16 protein-coding genes are annotated in these 16,724 nt (G+C 39.7%); 10 read left to right on the forward strand and 6 right to left on the reverse strand.

Annotated elements, in window-relative coordinates:
• Positions 1-15: 15 nt before the first annotated feature.
• The 5 genes from gyrB to dnaA all read right to left on the reverse strand — a co-directional run bounded on the left by gyrB (position 16) and on the right by dnaA (position 6,097).
• The gene (gene gyrB / locus ACTO17_RS06795) at positions 16-1,950 is read right to left on the reverse strand and encodes a DNA topoisomerase (ATP-hydrolyzing) subunit B (protein WP_482557377.1); all 1,935 of its coding nucleotides are present in this window, start codon (positions 1,948-1,950) and stop codon (positions 16-18) included.
• 16 nt (positions 1,951-1,966) lie between these two features.
• Positions 1,967-3,058 carry a DNA replication/repair protein RecF gene (recF, locus tag ACTO17_RS06800; protein WP_482557378.1) on the reverse strand — a complete coding sequence of 364 codons (1,092 nt, stop codon included), beginning with the start codon at positions 3,056-3,058 and terminating at the stop codon, positions 1,967-1,969.
• Positions 3,055-3,261, reverse strand: a complete 207-nt coding sequence (locus ACTO17_RS06805) for an RNA-binding S4 domain-containing protein (protein WP_172538484.1) — start codon at positions 3,259-3,261, stop codon at positions 3,055-3,057. The genes recF and ACTO17_RS06805 overlap by 4 nt, the downstream gene beginning before the upstream one ends.
• A gap of 37 nt (positions 3,262-3,298) precedes the next feature.
• Positions 3,299-4,411 carry a DNA polymerase III subunit beta gene (dnaN, locus tag ACTO17_RS06810; RefSeq protein WP_482557379.1) on the reverse strand — a complete coding sequence of 371 codons (1,113 nt, stop codon included), beginning with the start codon at positions 4,409-4,411 and terminating at the stop codon, positions 3,299-3,301.
• Between the two features lie 336 nt (positions 4,412-4,747).
• Positions 4,748-6,097, reverse strand: coding sequence for a chromosomal replication initiator protein DnaA (dnaA, locus tag ACTO17_RS06815; RefSeq protein WP_482557380.1), 1,350 nt, complete (start codon positions 6,095-6,097; stop codon positions 4,748-4,750).
• 479 nt (positions 6,098-6,576) lie between these two features.
• On the opposite strand from dnaA, the gene rpmH reads away from it, so the two are divergent.
• From rpmH to rsmG, 8 genes are all read left to right on the forward strand, one after another.
• A complete protein-coding gene (rpmH, locus tag ACTO17_RS06820) occupies positions 6,577-6,711 on the forward strand; it encodes a 50S ribosomal protein L34 (protein WP_084677825.1) in 135 nt (44 codons plus the stop codon).
• A gap of 92 nt (positions 6,712-6,803) precedes the next feature.
• Positions 6,804-7,160 carry a ribonuclease P protein component gene (gene rnpA / locus ACTO17_RS06825; protein ID WP_482557381.1) on the forward strand — a complete coding sequence of 119 codons (357 nt, stop codon included), beginning with the start codon at positions 6,804-6,806 and terminating at the stop codon, positions 7,158-7,160.
• Positions 7,157-7,366: a membrane protein insertion efficiency factor YidD gene (gene yidD / locus ACTO17_RS06830; RefSeq protein WP_172538656.1), complete on the forward strand. Its 210-nt coding sequence runs from the start codon at positions 7,157-7,159 to the stop codon at positions 7,364-7,366. Before rnpA ends, yidD begins: the two co-directional genes overlap by 4 nt.
• 18 nt (positions 7,367-7,384) lie before the next feature.
• Entirely contained in the window at positions 7,385-8,647 is a 1,263-nt protein-coding gene (locus ACTO17_RS06835) for a YidC/Oxa1 family membrane protein insertase (RefSeq protein ID WP_482557382.1), read from the forward strand.
• Between the two features lie 22 nt (positions 8,648-8,669).
• Positions 8,670-9,323, forward strand: coding sequence for an RNA-binding cell elongation regulator Jag/EloR (jag, locus tag ACTO17_RS06840; RefSeq protein ID WP_172538654.1), 654 nt, complete (start codon positions 8,670-8,672; stop codon positions 9,321-9,323).
• Positions 9,324-9,440: 117 nt separating this feature from the next.
• Positions 9,441-10,826, forward strand: coding sequence for a tRNA uridine-5-carboxymethylaminomethyl(34) synthesis GTPase MnmE (gene mnmE, locus ACTO17_RS06845; RefSeq protein WP_482557383.1), 1,386 nt, complete (start codon positions 9,441-9,443; stop codon positions 10,824-10,826).
• 54 nt (positions 10,827-10,880) lie between these two features.
• Positions 10,881-12,794, forward strand: coding sequence for a tRNA uridine-5-carboxymethylaminomethyl(34) synthesis enzyme MnmG (mnmG, locus tag ACTO17_RS06850; RefSeq protein ID WP_482557384.1), 1,914 nt, complete (start codon positions 10,881-10,883; stop codon positions 12,792-12,794).
• An 84-nt stretch (positions 12,795-12,878) separates the two neighbouring features.
• Positions 12,879-13,634: a 16S rRNA (guanine(527)-N(7))-methyltransferase RsmG gene (rsmG, locus tag ACTO17_RS06855; protein WP_172538651.1), complete on the forward strand. Its 756-nt coding sequence runs from the start codon at positions 12,879-12,881 to the stop codon at positions 13,632-13,634.
• Between the two features lie 60 nt (positions 13,635-13,694).
• Here rsmG and ACTO17_RS06860 read toward each other — a convergent pair whose 3' ends face one another.
• On the reverse strand, positions 13,695-14,651 hold the full coding sequence (locus tag ACTO17_RS06860) for an alpha/beta fold hydrolase (protein ID WP_482557385.1): 957 nt from the start codon (positions 14,649-14,651) through the stop codon (positions 13,695-13,697).
• 259 nt (positions 14,652-14,910) lie between these two features.
• On the opposite strand from ACTO17_RS06860, the gene ACTO17_RS06865 reads away from it, so the two are divergent.
• Positions 14,911-15,936, forward strand: a complete 1,026-nt coding sequence (locus ACTO17_RS06865) for a sensor histidine kinase (protein ID WP_172538649.1) — start codon at positions 14,911-14,913, stop codon at positions 15,934-15,936.
• Entirely contained in the window at positions 15,936-16,580 is a 645-nt protein-coding gene (locus ACTO17_RS06870; RefSeq protein ID WP_172538648.1) for a response regulator, read from the forward strand. Before ACTO17_RS06865 ends, ACTO17_RS06870 begins: the two co-directional genes overlap by 1 nt.
• Positions 16,581-16,724 lie beyond the last annotated feature (144 nt).

A 16,724-nucleotide genomic window follows, 5' to 3' on the forward strand; every position in this document is an offset into this window, starting at 1 on the left:
TTTCCTCCGTATCCGTCACACATCCAGATTCTGCACGTACTTGGCATTGGTTTCAATAAATTCACGCCTGGGTTCCACCTTATCGCCCATCAGGGTAGTAAAGGTCAAATCAATCTCAGAAGCCGTTTCATCATTGATGGTTACCCGTTCCAGAATCCTGGTTTCCGGGTCCATGGTAGTTTCCCAAAGCTGATCTGCGTCCATTTCTCCCAGACCTTTATACCGCTGAATCTTATTGTTTCCGTCCCTGCCGATTTCCTGCAGAATCTGATCCAGCTCCAAATCATCATAGGCATACCAGATCTTTTTATTCTTCTCTATCTTAAACAGCGGCGGTTTTGCCAGATACACATATCCCTGTTTGATTAATTCCGGCATAAAACGATACATAAACGTCAGCATCAGCGTGCTGATATGAGCGCCGTCCACATCCGCATCTGTCATAATAATGATCTTGTGATATCTTAACTTGGAAATATCGAAATCGTCATGAATCCCTGTTCCGAATGCAGTGATCATCGCCTTGATCTCTGCATTTCCATAAATTTTATCAAGTCTTGCCTTCTCCACATTCAGGATCTTTCCCCGAAGGGGCAGAATTGCCTGGGTAGCACGGCTTCTGGCCGTTTTGGCAGAACCCCCTGCAGAATCACCTTCCACAATAAAGATCTCGCAGTTTTTCGGATCTTTATCCGAACAGTCTGCCAGTTTACCGGGCAGAGAAGTATTCTCTAATGCAGTTTTACGTCTGGTTAAATCCCTTGCTTTTCTGGCTGCCTCCCTGGCACGCTGAGCTAACAGAGACTTCTCACAGATCACCTTTGCAACTGTCGGATTCTGCTCCAGGAAATAGGTAAGCTGTTCGCTGACCACGCTGTCTACAGCCCCTCTTGCTTCGCTGTTTCCCAGCTTCTGCTTGGTCTGTCCCTCAAACTGAGGCTCCTGTATCTTTACACTGATAATGGCCGTCATTCCCTCTCTGATATCATCTCCGGAAAGAGCCGCTTCATTTTCCTTTAAAATCTTATTTGTCTTGGCATAAGCATTAAAAGTTTTGGTCAGTGCATTCCGAAATCCTGCCAGATGAGTTCCCCCCTCCGGCGTGGTTATATTATTGACAAAACTGTAGGTGGCGTCGTTATAGGAATCATTGTGCTGCATGGCTACTTCCACATAAACGCCGTCTCTTTCTCCCTCGCAGTAAATCACGCTGTCATAGAGAGCTTCCTTACTGTGATTCAAATAAGTGACAAACTCCTTGATACCGCCTTCATAATGGAATTCTTTTTCCTGCTCCATTCCTTCCCGTTCATCGACCAGACGGATTTTTATACCCTTAGTCAGAAATGCCATCTCCCGAAGCCGCTGTTTTAACGTATCATATTCAAACACCGTATCATCAAAAATACTTCCATCGGGAGAGAATGTCACCTGAGTGCCGGTTTTCTCCGGATCACAGTCCCCGACTATTTTCAGAGGATACATGCTCTTGCCTCTCTCATACCGCTGCTTGTAAATCTTTCCCTCATGGAAAATCTCAACCTCCAGCCAGTTCGAAAGGGCGTTTACCACAGACGCGCCTACTCCATGAAGTCCGCCGGACACCTTATAACCGCCGCCGCCGAATTTTCCTCCCGCATGAAGCACAGTAAACACAACCTCCACAGCCGGAAGCCCTGCCTTATGGTTGATCCCCACAGGAATCCCCCGTCCGTTATCCGTCACCCTCACGCAATTATCTTTCATAACGTATACATCTATGGTATCACAATATCCCGCCAGAGCCTCATCCACAGAATTATCTACGATTTCATAGACAAGATGATGAAGTCCCCGCAGCGATGTACTTCCGATATACATTCCCGGTCTTTTGCGAACTGCTTCTAATCCTTCCAGAATTTGAATCTGATCTGCTCCATATTCCGCATTTGTATTTGTACTTGTACTCATCTAATTCCTCCAATTCCTAAAAACCGTTCTCAGCCGTTACAGTTCCATTTACCACCTTAAAAACTTTGTTAATCTCAAATCTGTTTTTCACAAACTCATCTAGCCCCGTACATGTAATAATTGTCTGAATATCATGAATGCTGTTTAACAGAAAATTCTGCCGGCTGCTGTCTAATTCTGACAGCACATCGTCCAGAATCAGAACCGGCGTCTCCTGAATGGATTCTTTCACCAGTTCAATTTCCGAAAGTTTTAAAGAAAGCGCACAGCTCCGCTGCTGTCCCTGAGAACCAAACCTGCGGATGTCAATGTCACGGATCAAAAAGCACATATCATCTCTGTGGGGTCCCACAGAAGTCATGCCCAGCTTCAAATCCCTTTCCTGATTTTTCATCAATTCTTCTTCCAGTTTCTCCTCCTCTGCATCCGGCTCATAGCGCAGGATCAATTCTTCCCTGTCGCCGGAAATTTTCTTATGTATTTCATAAACGATTTCATTCAACCGGTTCACAAACTTTTTGCGTGAAGCAATGATCTTTTTTCCATAGTCAATTAACTGCATATCCCAGACCGGAAGAGTATCCTTCAATTCCGGCCTGAAATTAATATCTTTTAAAAGCTTATTTCTCTGATTTAAGATTCTGTTATAATTGGTAAGATGAAACAGATAGATCTTATCCAACTGACATAACTCTACATCCAGAAATCTTCTTCGCTCTGAAGGGCCATTCTTTATAATATTCAAATCTTCCGGAGAAAAAAACACAATATTTAAGATCCCGAACAGTTCCGCCGCCCTTTTAATGGGAATTTTATTAATTGCTATTCCTTTCGAACGGCTCTTCTTAATATGCATATCGATCTGATAAATCTTTTCTTTTTTTTCTACAACGGTACGGATATGCGCTTCCTCTTCCCCAAACTGTATCAGCTCACGATCCTTACTTCCCTTGTGTGATCTTGTGGTTCCGCTGACATAAACAGACTCCAGAACATTAGTTTTTCCCTGAGCATTGTCCCCGTAAAGAATATTTGTTCCCTTATCAAATTCCAAAGATAAATCACTGTAATTGCGGAAATGATTCAGAGCAACGGATTTTAAGATCATTTTACAATTTTGATTATCTCCCCTTCCAGGGAAACAATATCTCCATCTACTAATTTTTTTCCTCGCTGATACTCTACTTCTCCATTTACCGTTACCATTCCGTCCTGGATCACCAGCTTGGCCATAACGCCGGAATCTACCAGATTCGCAGCTTTTAAAGCCTGTCCCAGCTTGATATATTCATCTCTTAACTTAATTTCCATGACTACTCATATCCTTTCAAATCTCTTCCCATCATATTTAATTTGACGCCGCATTGAAATTCACCGGAAGAATCAGGTAAATAAACGTCTCATTGTCGTCTTTGATAAAACATGGAGCCTTTGGATTTACCATATACAACGTAACCTCTTCTTCATCAATGACACGCAGCGCATCTATAAAAAATTTAGGATTAAATCCGATCAAAATATCTTTTCCTTCTTTTTGTATATCAATGTCTTCATTCATGGAGCCAATATAAGAATTGATCTTCAATTCCATATTTTCATCACTTACATTCATGATAATCGGTTTCTTGTCTCCCTCTTTCACCAGAAGGGTTGCACGATCAATACAGTCTAACAATTCCCTTTTATTGATCTTGATCTTTGTCTCATAGTCTGAAGAGAGCATCTGATCGATTTTAAAGTATTCTCCCTCGATCAAACGCGATACCACAGTGGTATTGCCGAATTCAAACACGATATGATTGTCTGTAAAAAATATACTGACATATTCATTCAGATCGCCAGGTAATATTTTGCTCACTTCCTGGAGAGTTTTGCCCGGTACAATGACTTTATAGTAATCATAAGCTTCCTTCAGATCAATATTCCGAATGGAAATACGGTGTCCGTCCAGAGAAACTACTTTTAACTGGTTCTCCCTGATCTCAAATAATTCACCAGTCATCAGCTTGTTGTTATCACTGTCTGAAATAGAAAAGATGGTCTGCCGGATTACTTCTTTTAATGTAAACTGTGATAACATCACCGGCTGATTTCTTTCTATATAAGGCAGATAAGAAAAATCGTCTCCTGATTTCCCTATAATATTGAACTTCGCCTTCTCACAGGTAATGATCGTTTTAAAATCTTCATCCGTTGCAATTGTTACTTCATTATCTGGAAGTTTTCGTACAATCTCAGCAAATATTTTGGCGTCTAAAGCAATGATGCCCCGTTCTGCAATTTCTCCTTCGATTCTGGTATCAATTCCCAGTTCCATATCATTGGCTGTTAATTTTATTTCTCCTGCAGAAGCGTCAATTAATATGCATTCCAGAATAGGCATGGTGGTTCTGGAGGGTACGGCTTTTGATACAATATTAACTCCATGCAGAAGATTTGATTTGGAACATATAATTTTCATGCTGTGTATAACTCCTTCCTGAGCTTAAAGATCAATTTATGATAAGGGATTCGTCTTAGTAATCATAGGGCCTGTTCATAAGTTCATAATTACGTAAAGCCTGAACTTCAGGGTGTTTCAAGGTTAAAATTAACTGTATAACCCTGTGAATTTCATCTTGAAGAGACTGGGACAGGCTGTGAATAAATGGAAAGGCTGAAAATCAGTCCTTTTGTTGGAAAAATGCGTTTGTGCACAAACAGAGGGGTTGTCCATCCCTTTCCACACATTTTCGATCCTGTTATCCACAAAATCTGGATATCTTTCTGATTGATCTTGAAAGATGCCGCTGTTTCGTTAATTGGGGTTGATTTTCTTCTTAATGGTCTCGATCAGATGATGAAAATTCTCGTCATTCTGATATTCTTCTGTGATCTTTTTGATCCCGTGAATGATGGTGGAATGATCTCTTCCGCCTAACAGGGCGCCGATTGTCTCAAGCTGGGCTGAGGTCATATTCTTGCATAAATACATGGCAATCTGTCTGGGCTTTGCAATTTCGCTGCTCCGGTTCTTGGAAATCATCTGATCGGTGGAAATATTAAAATGTTCCGCCACAATTTCAATGACCAGCTGAGGAGTGATTTCCTTGGGCTTGTCCGGAGAAATGATATTCTGCAGCTCCCGGACAGCTACGTCCATGGTAATCACTGTATCCTCCAGATTGGAAAAGGCAATAAGTTTGTTTAAAGCTCCCTCCAATTCCCGGATATTGGATTTGATATTGATTGCAATATAATCAAGAACTTCATCATCCAGATGAAATCCGTCTATTTCTTCTTTTCTTCTTAAAATTGCCATTCTCGTTTCGTAATCAGGATATCCGATGTCCGCTAACAGCCCCCATTCAAAACGGGAACGGATACGTTCTTCTAATGTTTCCATGTCTTTGGGCGGTTTATCGGAGGACAGGATAATTTGTTTTCTGGCAGAATGGAGTACATTAAAAGTATGGAAAAATTCTTCCTGGGTACTTTCTTTTCCGATAATGAACTGTACGTCGTCAATCATCAGAACATCTACGGTACGGTATTTGTCCCGAAGTTTCGTCATCGCGGAAGCATTGCCGTTTCGGATGGAGTCAATAACCTCGTTGGTAAATTGTTCGGAGGTAACGTAAATTACTTTTTTTTCTGGCTGCTGCTGTAAAATAAAGTGTCCGATAGACTGCATCAGATGGGTTTTGCCCAGCCCGGGCCCTCCGTATATATAAAGAGGATTGTAGACTTCTCCGGGAGATTCCGCTACTGCAAGACTGGCAGCATGGGCAAATTTGTTATTATTGCCGACGACGAAAGATTCAAAGGTATAGTTGGGGTTGAGATTACTTTTTTCTGTACTTTTGGCAAATGATGAATTCTTGCTTTTCCGGGACTTGAACCTGTCGGCCTGTTCCGGTGAAATAAATTCAAGATCATAATCAATTCCAGTAATCTCTGCAATGGCTACTTTGATAGGAAGTTTATATTTCTTTGTAATATAATTGATCCCCACATCTTCAGATGGAACCAGAATATAGAGTTTTGAGCCTTCGATGTTGCATACACTGAGCGGTTTCAGCCAGTAGGTAAAGGATATGTCTGTAAGTTCATGCTCTTCCTTTACGGTTCTGAGAATTTCTTCCCATTTTTCCAAAATAAGTTCCATAGTCTTCTCCAATGATTCCTTTTTATTAGTTCATAGTCTTCCATACTCTATAATAACCCAAATTGTTCGAAGAATCAATGAAAATTTTAACCTGCCTGTTTATAAACAATCCGTCTTATAAACATATCTACATCAAAAAATTGCCTTTTTTTCAAGGAATTTGCTAAAAGAACAGAAAATATACACAAACTTTCAAAAAGTTGTCCACAAGTTATCCACAAAACCTTGATAACTTTTTGAAATGTGGAAAATGTGGATAATTTGTGGATAAAAGTTGTTTCTTCCTTATTATATGTCTTATGTTAATAGATGTGAATATTGTTGAAAGTGAATATTTCTGAGAATATTTGTCAAAAATTTATCAACAGATAAAATTTTTGCGGGAAACGCAAACAAATATCCTAAAATAGCTTGACTTACCCTTTTTTTTTGATATAATGAAACATGATGTTTTTTAGCACAGAGGAGGTGGATGACCCGTGAAAATGACATTTCAGCCCAAAAAGAGATCCAGGAAGAAGGTTCATGGATTCCGGAAGAGAATGAGTACGAAAGGCGGAAGAAAAGTTTTAGCCGCAAGAAGATTAAAGGGAAGAAAGAGATTGTCAGCTTAGGCCACATCTATTGTGGTCTTTCTTCTTAAAATTTTATTTCAAATTTCGTATGCGCACAGAAGTGTGTTCAGCAGCTACAGGGAGCAGCAGTTATGAAATTTTCAGAATCATTGAAAAAGAACAGTTATTTCCAGAATGTATATAAACATGGAAGATCTTATGCAAACCGTTTTTTTGTCATGTATGTTCTGGAAAATAAGACAGAAACCAACAGATTAGGAATATCAGTCAGTAAAAAAGTAGGAAATAGTGTTATAAGACATCATATCACAAGATTAGTACGGGAAGCTTATCGTTTACAGGAAGAAATGTTTGAAAATGGTCTGGATATTGTAGTCATTGCAAGAGCAGCAGCAAAGAATATCACTTATCATGAAACTGAGAAAGCATTACTGCATCTTGGAGGACTTCATCACATTTTAATAAGAAAAGAAGATGAAATATTTTGAAACGTATATTAATTGCTTTGATTAAGCTGTATAGAAAATATTTGTCACCCTTGAAAACTACAAAATGCCCTTATTATCCTACCTGTTCTACCTATGGACTGGAAGCGATTCAAAAACACGGAGCATTGAAAGGGTCCTTGTTAGCCGGATGGAGAATATTAAGATGTAATCCTTTTTCAAAGGGCGGATACGATCCAGTTCCATGATTTTAGGAGGTTTGTTAATTGACGGAAATAATTTTGACCCAGTACCCTGGTAAATTCATAGGGCCGGTCGCAAAGCTGATCGGTTATATTATGGATGCTCTGTATACTTTTTTGGACAGCGCTTTCGGCATTCAGAATATTGCTCTGTGTATTATCATATTTACAGTAATTATCTATCTACTGATGTTTCCGCTGACATATAAGCAGCAGAAATTCTCCAGGCTCTCTCAGGAGATGTCGCCGGAAATCAATGCAATTCGGGAAAAATATAAAAATAAAAAAGATCAGGTATCCATGCAGAAGATGAATGAGGAAACCCAGATGGTCTACGAGAAATACGGCGTATCTACCATGGGAAGCTGTGTTCAGATTCTGATAAACTTTCCGATTTTGCTTGCTATGTATCAGGTAATCCGTAATGTACCGGCATATGTCAGCAGCGTGAAGGATATTTATACTCCTCTGGTAGAGAAGATTATGGGAGTAGGCGGATATCAGGATACCATGACAGAATTTTTGAAAGAATCCGGCGTAGCCATGGTAAAGCTCAATTTTGAAAGTGATATTACCACAACCAATTCGATGATTGACGTGTTGTATGCGCTGCCGGGACATGGATGGGAGTTATTGAAGGACAGCTTTGCAGGATTGACCGATATTATTAACTCTACAGAAGCAGCCGTGGCCCACATGAACGATTTTTTTGGTATCAATATTGCGAACTCACCTATGAATTTGATCGGTACAGGATGGGGGAATAAGAATTTTCTCCTGATCTTCGGGGCGCTTTTGATCCCCCTTATTTCTTATGGTTCACAGGTATTGAATATAAAGCTGATGCCTAATGCCAGCGCTGCTGGAGGCGAAAATGACGCAATGGCCAGACAGATGAAAACAATGAACACAGTTATGCCGTTGTTTTCACTGTTTATGGTATTTTCCGTTCCGGTAGGTCTTGGAATTTACTGGATTTCCGGTTCTGTGATCCGCTGCATTCAGCAATTAATACTGAACCGGTATATGAAGAATCTTGATCTTGAAGTTATCATTGAAAAAAATAAAGAAAAAGCAAAGAAAAAGAAGGAAAAGCAGGGTGTTTACGAGAGCCAGATAGCAAATGCTGCCAGATTGAATACCAGAAAAATCGCAGAACCTGTCAGCACTGCTGAAAAAGAGGCTAAAATCCGTGAAAGAGAAGAGTATTCAAGAACAGCAAGAAAAGGCAGTCTTTTGGAGAAGGCTAATATGGTCAAGGAATTTAATGAACGCAACAACAAGTGACGTAAATAGGGGGAATTTTTGAATGGAGTTTATTGAAGTATCGGCAAAAACCGTAGATGACGCTATCACAGAAAGTCTTGTAAAACTTGGTACTACCAGTGATAAAATTGAATATGAAATAATTGAAAAGGGAAGTTCCGGTTTTCTGGGGATCGGAAGCAGGCCGGCCTTAATTAAGGTTCGTAAGAAATCAGAAGTAGAGGATTATGTCTATGATTTTCTTCATAATGTATTTCTGGCAATGAATATGGAAGTAGAAATACTGATCAATAAAAGTGAGGACGGCAAAAATGTAGATGTGGAATTAAAGGGGGAGGAAATGGGCGTTTTGATCGGAAAACGCGGACAAACTCTGGATTCCCTGCAGTATTTGACAAATCTTGCAGTGGGAAAACAGGTAAATGAATACGTAAAAGTTAAGATCGATACAGAGGATTATCGCAAAAGAAGAAGAGATACTCTGGAGAATCTTGCAAAGAACATTGCCTACAAGGTAAAAAGAACCAAGCGTTCTGTATCTTTAGAGCCGATGAATCCTTTTGAACGCCGTGTCATTCACTCTGCATTGCAGAATGATCGTTATGTAAATACTCACAGTGAAGGAGAAGAGCCTTACAGACATGTGGTAGTTACATTGAAGCGGAATAATAATAATAACAGCAATCATAATAATTAAAGCACAATCATTTTCCAGGGGAAAGTGATATGTCATAGAAAAGGCTTTCTCAATGATAACGCAGCTTTCATTTGAGGAGGCTTTTTCAAATGATTCATTTGCAGAAAGGAAATTTTTATGGCTACAGAAACCATTGCGGCAATTGCCACTGGTATGACCAATGCAGGAATTGGAATTGTCCGGATCAGCGGGGAAGAATCTTTTCCAATTATCGATCAGATTTACCGTTCCAGAAACGGCCGGACAAAATTATCAGAGTCACCAAGCCATACGGTTCATTACGGATATATCTGCGACGGGGAGAAAGTAATAGATGAGGTTATAGTTTTGATCCTGAAGGCTCCCAATACTTATACCATGGAGGATACGGTGGAAATAGACTGTCACGGAGGAGCTCTTGTTTTAAAGCGGGTACTGGAAACAGTTCTGAAATACGGCGCCAGGCCTGCGGAACCGGGAGAATTTACAAAACGCGCCTTTTTAAACGGAAGAATTGATCTTTCTCAGGCAGAATCGGTGATTGACGTAATTAATGCTCAAAATGACTTTGCCCTGGAATCTTCCCTGCATCAGCTTCAGGGAACGGTAAAGGAAAAGATCAAAGGAATCAGAGGTGCGGTTCTCCATGAAATTGCTTTTATTGAATCTGCACTGGATGATCCGGAGCATATTTCCATAGATGGATATGGGGAAGAATTAATGAAGCAACTAGATGCTCTGGCGTTTCAGATCAAAGATCTGCTTCAGTGTTCAGAGAACGGAGCGCTTTTGAAAGAAGGAATCCATACAGTTATTATCGGAAAGCCAAATGTGGGAAAATCTTCTCTGATGAATGCATTGACTGGCAGGGATCGGGCAATAGTGACCGAAGTAGCCGGGACTACCCGGGATATTTTAGAAGATCAGATCAATCTGAATGGGATTACCTTAAATATGACAGATACGGCAGGCATTCATGATACCAGTGATACAGTGGAAAAAATCGGTGTGGAAAAGGCAAAGTCCTCTCTGGATCAGGCAGATCTGGTTATCTACGTGGCAGATTCTTCGTCGCCTTTGGATCAGAACGATAAGAGAATTTTTGATCTTTTGAAAGAAAAAAAAGTAATTGTATTATTAAATAAATCAGATTTGCAGCCCGTGATTTCAGAACAGGATATTCTTTCACTGGCAGAAAAAAGCAATGATCCGGTTCTCTCTATTTCTGCCAAGGAGGGGACAGGGCTCAAAGAACTGGAGCATGTGATCCGTAAGATGTTTTTCCAGGGAGAGATTTCCTACAATAATGAAATCGTTATCACAAATATCAGGCAGAAAGCTGCGTTGAAAGAGGCATTAGACAGTTTGGAAATGGTGAAGCAAAGCATACAAGATCAAATGCCGGAGGATTTTTATTCCATTGATCTTGTAAATGCCTGCGACGCTTTGGGAAAGATCACCGGAGAATCGGTGGGAGAAGATTTGGTCAATGAAATATTTTCTAAGTTCTGCATGGGAAAATAATATGTTTTGCTGATGAGAAAATGTTATCCGCAATGTTGGAAAGGAGAAATTCTTATGCCTTGTGTAAGAGAAGAATATGATATCTGCGTGGTAGGCGCAGGCCATGCAGGATGCGAAGCCGCTCTTGCCTGTGCCAGACTGGGATTTCAGACAATTATGTTTACAGTCAGTGTGGAGAGCATTGCGTTGATGCCCTGTAATCCCAATATCGGCGGAACCTCCAAGGGGCATCTGGTAAGGGAAATTGATGCTCTGGGAGGGCAGATGGGGATCAATATTGACAAAACCTTTATCCAGTCAAAGATGCTGAATGTTTCCAAAGGGCCGGCAGTGCATTCTCTCCGGGCCCAGGCAGATAAGGCAGAATACAGCCGCAGAATGCGGATGACTCTGGAAAATACAGATAATTTAACCATCCGTCAGGCAGAGGTGACAGAATTGATGGTAGAGCATGGAGCGGTGAAAGGAGTAAAAACTTTTTCCGGCGCCATGTATTTCAGTAAAGCAGTGGTGCTCTGCACCGGTACCTATTTAAAGTCCAGATGTCTCTATGGAGATAAGGTAAATTATACCGGCCCCAACGGTCTGCAGTCTGCAGATTGTTTATCGGAATCCTTAAGGGAGCATGGCATTGAATTATTCCGGTTTAAGACGGGTACTCCTGCAAGAATCGACAGGCGTTCCGTTGATTTTAGTAAAATGCAGGAACAAAAGGGGGATGAGAGAGTCGTTCCTTTTTCCTTTACCACAGATCCGGAGGAGGTGCAGATCGATCAGGCTTCCTGCTGGCTGACTTATACTAATTTAAAGACCCATGAAATTATCAAAGACAACCTGGATCGTTCTCCGCTGTATTCCGGGATGATAGAAGGTACCGGGCCCAGGTATTGTCCGTCCATTGAAGATAAAGTGGTGAAATTTGCAGACAAAGAGAGACATCAGGTTTTTATTGAACCGGAAGGACTGTATACCAATGAAATGTATGTGGGCGGAATGTCCAGTTCTCTTCCTGAAGATGTTCAGTATCAGATGTACCGCAGCGTGGCAGGACTGGAACATGTTAAGATAGTAAGAAATGCGTATGCCATTGAATATGACTGCATCAACCCAAGGCAGCTGTATCCCTCTTTGGAATTTAAAAAGATCAAAGGTCTTTTTTCCGGAGGACAGTTTAATGGAAGCTCCGGTTATGAGGAAGCAGCGGCCCAGGGATTGGTGGCGGGCGTCAATGCAGCCATGTCTCTGAAAGGAAAAGAACCTCTGGTTCTGGATCGGTCTACTTCTTATATTGGAGTGCTGATTGATGATCTTGTGACGAAAGATAATCATGAACCTTACCGGATGATGACTTCAAGGGCAGAATACCGTTTACTGCTGCGGCAGGATAATGCAGATCTGCGCCTGACTAAGATTGGATATGAGATTGGGCTGATCGATCAAAAGCGATATGAAGGGATTCTGGAAAAAGAGCGTCTGATTGAGCAGGAAACAGAACGGGTGCAGCATGTGAATATCGGAGCAAATGCCCTGGTTCAGAAAGTTCTTAAGGAGCATAAGAGCACGCCTTTAAAAACAGGAACGACCCTTGCAGAGCTGATCCGAAGGCCGGAGCTTTCCTATGAAGCTCTTTCTGAAATTGATGAAGAAAGGCCCCTCCTTCCGGCTGATGTGGCGGAACAGGTAAACATTAACATCAAGTATGAGGGATATATCCGAAGGCAGTTAAAGCAGGTGAAGGAATTTAAGAAACTGGAGAAAAAGAAGCTTCCGGAACATTTTGATTACAATCAGGTAAATAGCCTTAGAATTGAGGCAAAACAGAAGTTGAATCTCTGTCAGCCGGTGAATGTGGGACAGGCTTCCAGGATTTCCGGCGTATCGCCTGCAGATATTTCCGTTTTACTGGTTTATTTAGAGCAGATGAACCGGAAAAATTCTGCAGATGATGAAAGCCCTTGGCTTCCATAGCATGAATGGCATGCGGCCCGCCAAACAGCAGGCTGAGCATGATGGAGGTTTATTATGGAAAAATGAAAATCCAACATTTCAGGGATGTATGGTAAGGAGGCAGTTATTATCATTAAAGAAGAATATCAATTGAAGCAATTTTACAGTGGTTTAGAAGCATTGGGCATTACATGTTCTGAAAAACAGATTCATCAATTTCTCACCTTCTATGAAATGCTGACAGAAAAAAATAAAGTGATGAATCTCACTGCCATCACGGAATTTCAGGATGTGATAGAGAAGCACTTTCTGGATTCTTTAAGTTTAGCGGAAAACAGAAATTTGAATCAAAAATTAAAAGTGATAGATTTGGGAACCGGGGCGGGATTTCCGGGCATCCCTCTTAAGATTGCATTTCCGGAATTGGAATTGGTGCTGATGGATTCTCTGAATAAGCGGATCTTGTTCTTAAAAGAAGTGATAGAGGAATTAGGTCTGTCCGGGATTACTGCAGTTCATGGAAGAGCGGAAGAGATGGCGGTACAGCCAGATTATCGGGAAAAGTTTGACCTGTGCGTATCCAGGGCGGTGGCTAATCTTGCTTCTTTAAGCGAATACTGTATCCCTTTTGTAAAAGTAGGAGGAAATTTTGTTTCTTACAAATCAGCGGAAGTAAAAGAGGAAGTACAGCAGGCAAAAAAGGCGATTCATGTTTTGGGAGGTAAAGTTGTTAACGTCCAGAAATTTACCTTACCCGGTACAGAAGTTTCCAGATCATTGGTTCAAATTGAAAAACAAAAGAAAACGCCCAAAGGTTATCCCAGAAAGTCAGGAACGCCTTCAAAATGTCCGATTCGTTGAGAAGCAATGTACTGCAGCGAACATTTTTATTTGGTTTGTTCGCTGCAGTATAAGATTTATTTATCTTACCGGATCTAAATATAAATTCAGCACATCCAGTAATTTTTCCGGAGTTTCCAACTGAGGCAGATATTTGGATTCGGAGATCCAGGAAGCTTCAATGGAAGGATTGCAGGAAATATAAGAATGAATGATAGATTCTCTTTCAGGATTTCCTTCACTTCCAATTAAATAAATACTGTTGTTTATTTTTTTCAAAGCATGAACGATATTAATATTAGTATAATCTGCCTTGATGCTGGACAGAAGATATTTGCCCCGGCTGTTGTCCAAATGGGCTGATTCGTAATAAGTATCAATAATTCCGCTGGAAACCATATGGCCTTTATAATAATATTCTTCACTGAAACTGTCCGCAATGGTTTTTTCCGAAAATGCCAGGTTATAAATCATAGTTCCGAAAATCGGAAGCTCAATCAGAAATTTCAGGGCATTCTTATGTTTGTTTGGTGTTTTTGCCAGTGATTCCAAAGAAGCAGGATTGATAATTATTATCTTATTAAAATGTTCCGGTTCCATGTTGCAGGCCATAATTGCAAAGGAAGCAGAATTGCCGGTGGCGGCGATATCCGGTTTTGTTCCAATTACATTTTTAATAAAATCAGTAATTAATTGGACAAAGAGATAATTGCTGTAGGTCATGTTGGGCTTGTCGCTTCTTCCGCACCCCAGTAGATCCAGACAGTATACAGTGTGATTTTTTGCCAGATGCTTGGAGATTTTGTTCCATTCATAAGAAGAGGAAGCAGGATTCAAGTCATGGATAAGCAAAAGCGGCCTGCCTGTTCCCTGTTTGGTATAAAAAATATTTCCGTATCTCCAGTTAAAAAATTTACCTTTGTCAGTTTTCAGCAGATTTTTTAAGGAAGATGAAATATTGATGGCTTTATTGATGCCATAAATGCTGATGGTTGTCAGAGTGCTTAAGAGCAGGAAATTGCGGATTTGTTTTTTCATTTCATCAGCCTCCTTTCATAATTAATTATAGAATATTCATACAGCGCTCAGCAGTTTCATTTCTATTACTATTATAGACGAAACATTCCGGATATACAAATAAAATATATTTAAAAATAAAAAAATAAAAATATATCTTTTCTTATCTATCATTTTGAGATAAAATAAAAGTAATTAGCGTTAGTGTTATTCCTTATTACTTCATTAAAGTAATGGTACATATTCAGTGACAAACATATGTTCTGTAAAGGAAAGAATTATGATTGTAGATTATTTAGAAAAAATACATCAAGAAATGTATGAAAAAAAGTTGAATTTAGAAAGAGAAATTCAAAAGAAAGAAATCCTCTTGAATGACAATATCAAATTTATACAGGCATTGGAAAATTCTTTGGATGAAAATTTTGAATCTTTTACGCCGAGAAGTGTGAACCAGGAAAATCATTTGAAGATTGATGCTTTAAGAAACGAACAGAAAACAATTGAATCAGAATTAAATGATTTGAAAATTGAAATTACAGAATTAAATGCGCATATTGCAGAACTGAATAGTGTGACAAAAGTTGCAAAAGAGAATGAAAAATATTTAGTGAACAAAAAAGAATTAAAGGAAAAACGAGGAAAATACCAACGTAAATTTTTAGAAATACAGGAAATGGAGCGGCAGCGCATTGCCAGAGAATTACATGATTCCATCGTGCAGAGCCTTACCAATACTATACACAAGATTGAGATTTGTACAAAGATTATGGATGTGGATACAGTACGGTGTCGGTTAGAACTGCATGTGGTATCAAAAACCATTCGGGATATCATACAGGAAATGAGGAATATTGTATATGACTTGCGTCCTACTTCCCTGGATGATATTAAATTAGAGAAAATATTGGAAAAAGAAATTTCTAAAATACGTAAAAGTGAAATTTTGAATGTTTCATATGAAACATTGGGTGAATCCATAGAGCTTTCTCCTATGATATCCTTGAGTATTTTACGAATCGTCCAGGAGGCATGCAACAATATTTTGAAACATGCCAGGGCAGAGAATGTTTTAGTACAAGTAGAATACGAAAAAGATAAAATTATTGTTAGAATAGAGGATGACGGAGTTGGATTCATTATAAATGATATTCAAAATTTAAAGAAAGAAGATGGTTCAGGATTAGGAATATCCATGATGAAAGAACGTGTCTTTCTTTTCGCTGGAAGATTGGAAATCAATTCTGAACCGGGGAAAGGAACCAGGATTTTAGTAGAAGTACCAATTGACAAGGAGGATGCGTAATGTCGGCGAAAGTTGTAATTGTAGATGATCATTCTATGGTTCGGGAAGGTTTGAAACAATTGCTGGAATTGGAAGGTGAGGTACAGGTAATTGGAGAAGCAGGAGACGGAATTGAATGTTTGAAATTATTAGAGACGACAGTTCCGCAGGTGTTGTTATTAGATATCAACATGCCAAATATGAATGGATTGGAGGTTTTAGAACGGTTAAAAGAAGATAAGGTAGATGTAAAAATAATTATTCTGACAGTACATGATGAAATTGAATTTTTGTTGAAAGCAGTAGATATAGGAATTAATGGCTATTTGTTGAAAGAGTCGGATTCTTCAGAATTGAAGAAAGCAATTTCCCACGTAATAAAAGGGGAGACTTATATACAGCCAAGTATGATACCATTATTAAATTCTAAAATGGTAGAAAGAAATCATGAACGAGTGAAGATAGACTTACTAACCAGACGTGAGTTAGAAGTATTAAAATTATTGTCGGTAGGACTTTATAACAAGGAAATTGGTAAAAAATTAGATATCAGTGAACGTACTGTTAAAAATCATATTTCCAGCATATTTAAAAAAATTGAAGTTACAGACCGGACACAAGCAGCGGTCTTTGCAATTAGAAATAACTTAATCAACGTTTTTTAAAAGCAACAGAAAGGAAGAATGTTTCACGTGAAACATTTCTTCCTTTTCTATGTGCGCCCAGTATGGGCGCAATCTAATCGGTGAAAGTCCGTAACACGCCCTGATAGTGGGAAGTGTATAGCCAAGAGCAAGGGTGTCCATCGT

The organism is Petralouisia sp., assembly GCF_056822245.1.

Bases quoted from the DNA above. Each gene is read 5' to 3' on its own strand.
- gyrB (WP_482557377.1), bottom strand. From the start codon at position 1,950: ATGAGTACAAGTACAAATACAAATGCGGAATATGGAGCAGATCAGATT.
- recF (WP_482557378.1), bottom strand. From the start codon at position 3,058: ATGATCTTAAAATCCGTTGCTCTGAATCATTTCCGCAATTACAGTGAT.
- ACTO17_RS06805 (WP_172538484.1), bottom strand. From the start codon at position 3,261: ATGGAAATTAAGTTAAGAGATGAATATATCAAGCTGGGACAGGCTTTA.
- dnaN (WP_482557379.1), bottom strand. From the start codon at position 4,411: ATGAAAATTATATGTTCCAAATCAAATCTTCTGCATGGAGTTAATATT.
- dnaA (WP_482557380.1), bottom strand. From the start codon at position 6,097: ATGGAACTTATTTTGGAAAAATGGGAAGAAATTCTCAGAACCGTAAAG.
- rnpA (WP_482557381.1), top strand. From the start codon at position 6,804: ATGAAATTTTCAGAATCATTGAAAAAGAACAGTTATTTCCAGAATGTA.
- jag (WP_172538654.1), top strand. From the start codon at position 8,670: ATGGAGTTTATTGAAGTATCGGCAAAAACCGTAGATGACGCTATCACA.
- mnmE (WP_482557383.1), top strand. From the start codon at position 9,441: ATGGCTACAGAAACCATTGCGGCAATTGCCACTGGTATGACCAATGCA.
- mnmG (WP_482557384.1), top strand. From the start codon at position 10,881: ATGCCTTGTGTAAGAGAAGAATATGATATCTGCGTGGTAGGCGCAGGC.
- rsmG (WP_172538651.1), top strand. From the start codon at position 12,879: ATGTATGGTAAGGAGGCAGTTATTATCATTAAAGAAGAATATCAATTG.
- ACTO17_RS06860 (WP_482557385.1), bottom strand. From the start codon at position 14,651: ATGAAAAAACAAATCCGCAATTTCCTGCTCTTAAGCACTCTGACAACC.
- ACTO17_RS06865 (WP_172538649.1), top strand. From the start codon at position 14,911: ATGATTGTAGATTATTTAGAAAAAATACATCAAGAAATGTATGAAAAA.
- ACTO17_RS06870 (WP_172538648.1), top strand. From the start codon at position 15,936: ATGTCGGCGAAAGTTGTAATTGTAGATGATCATTCTATGGTTCGGGAA.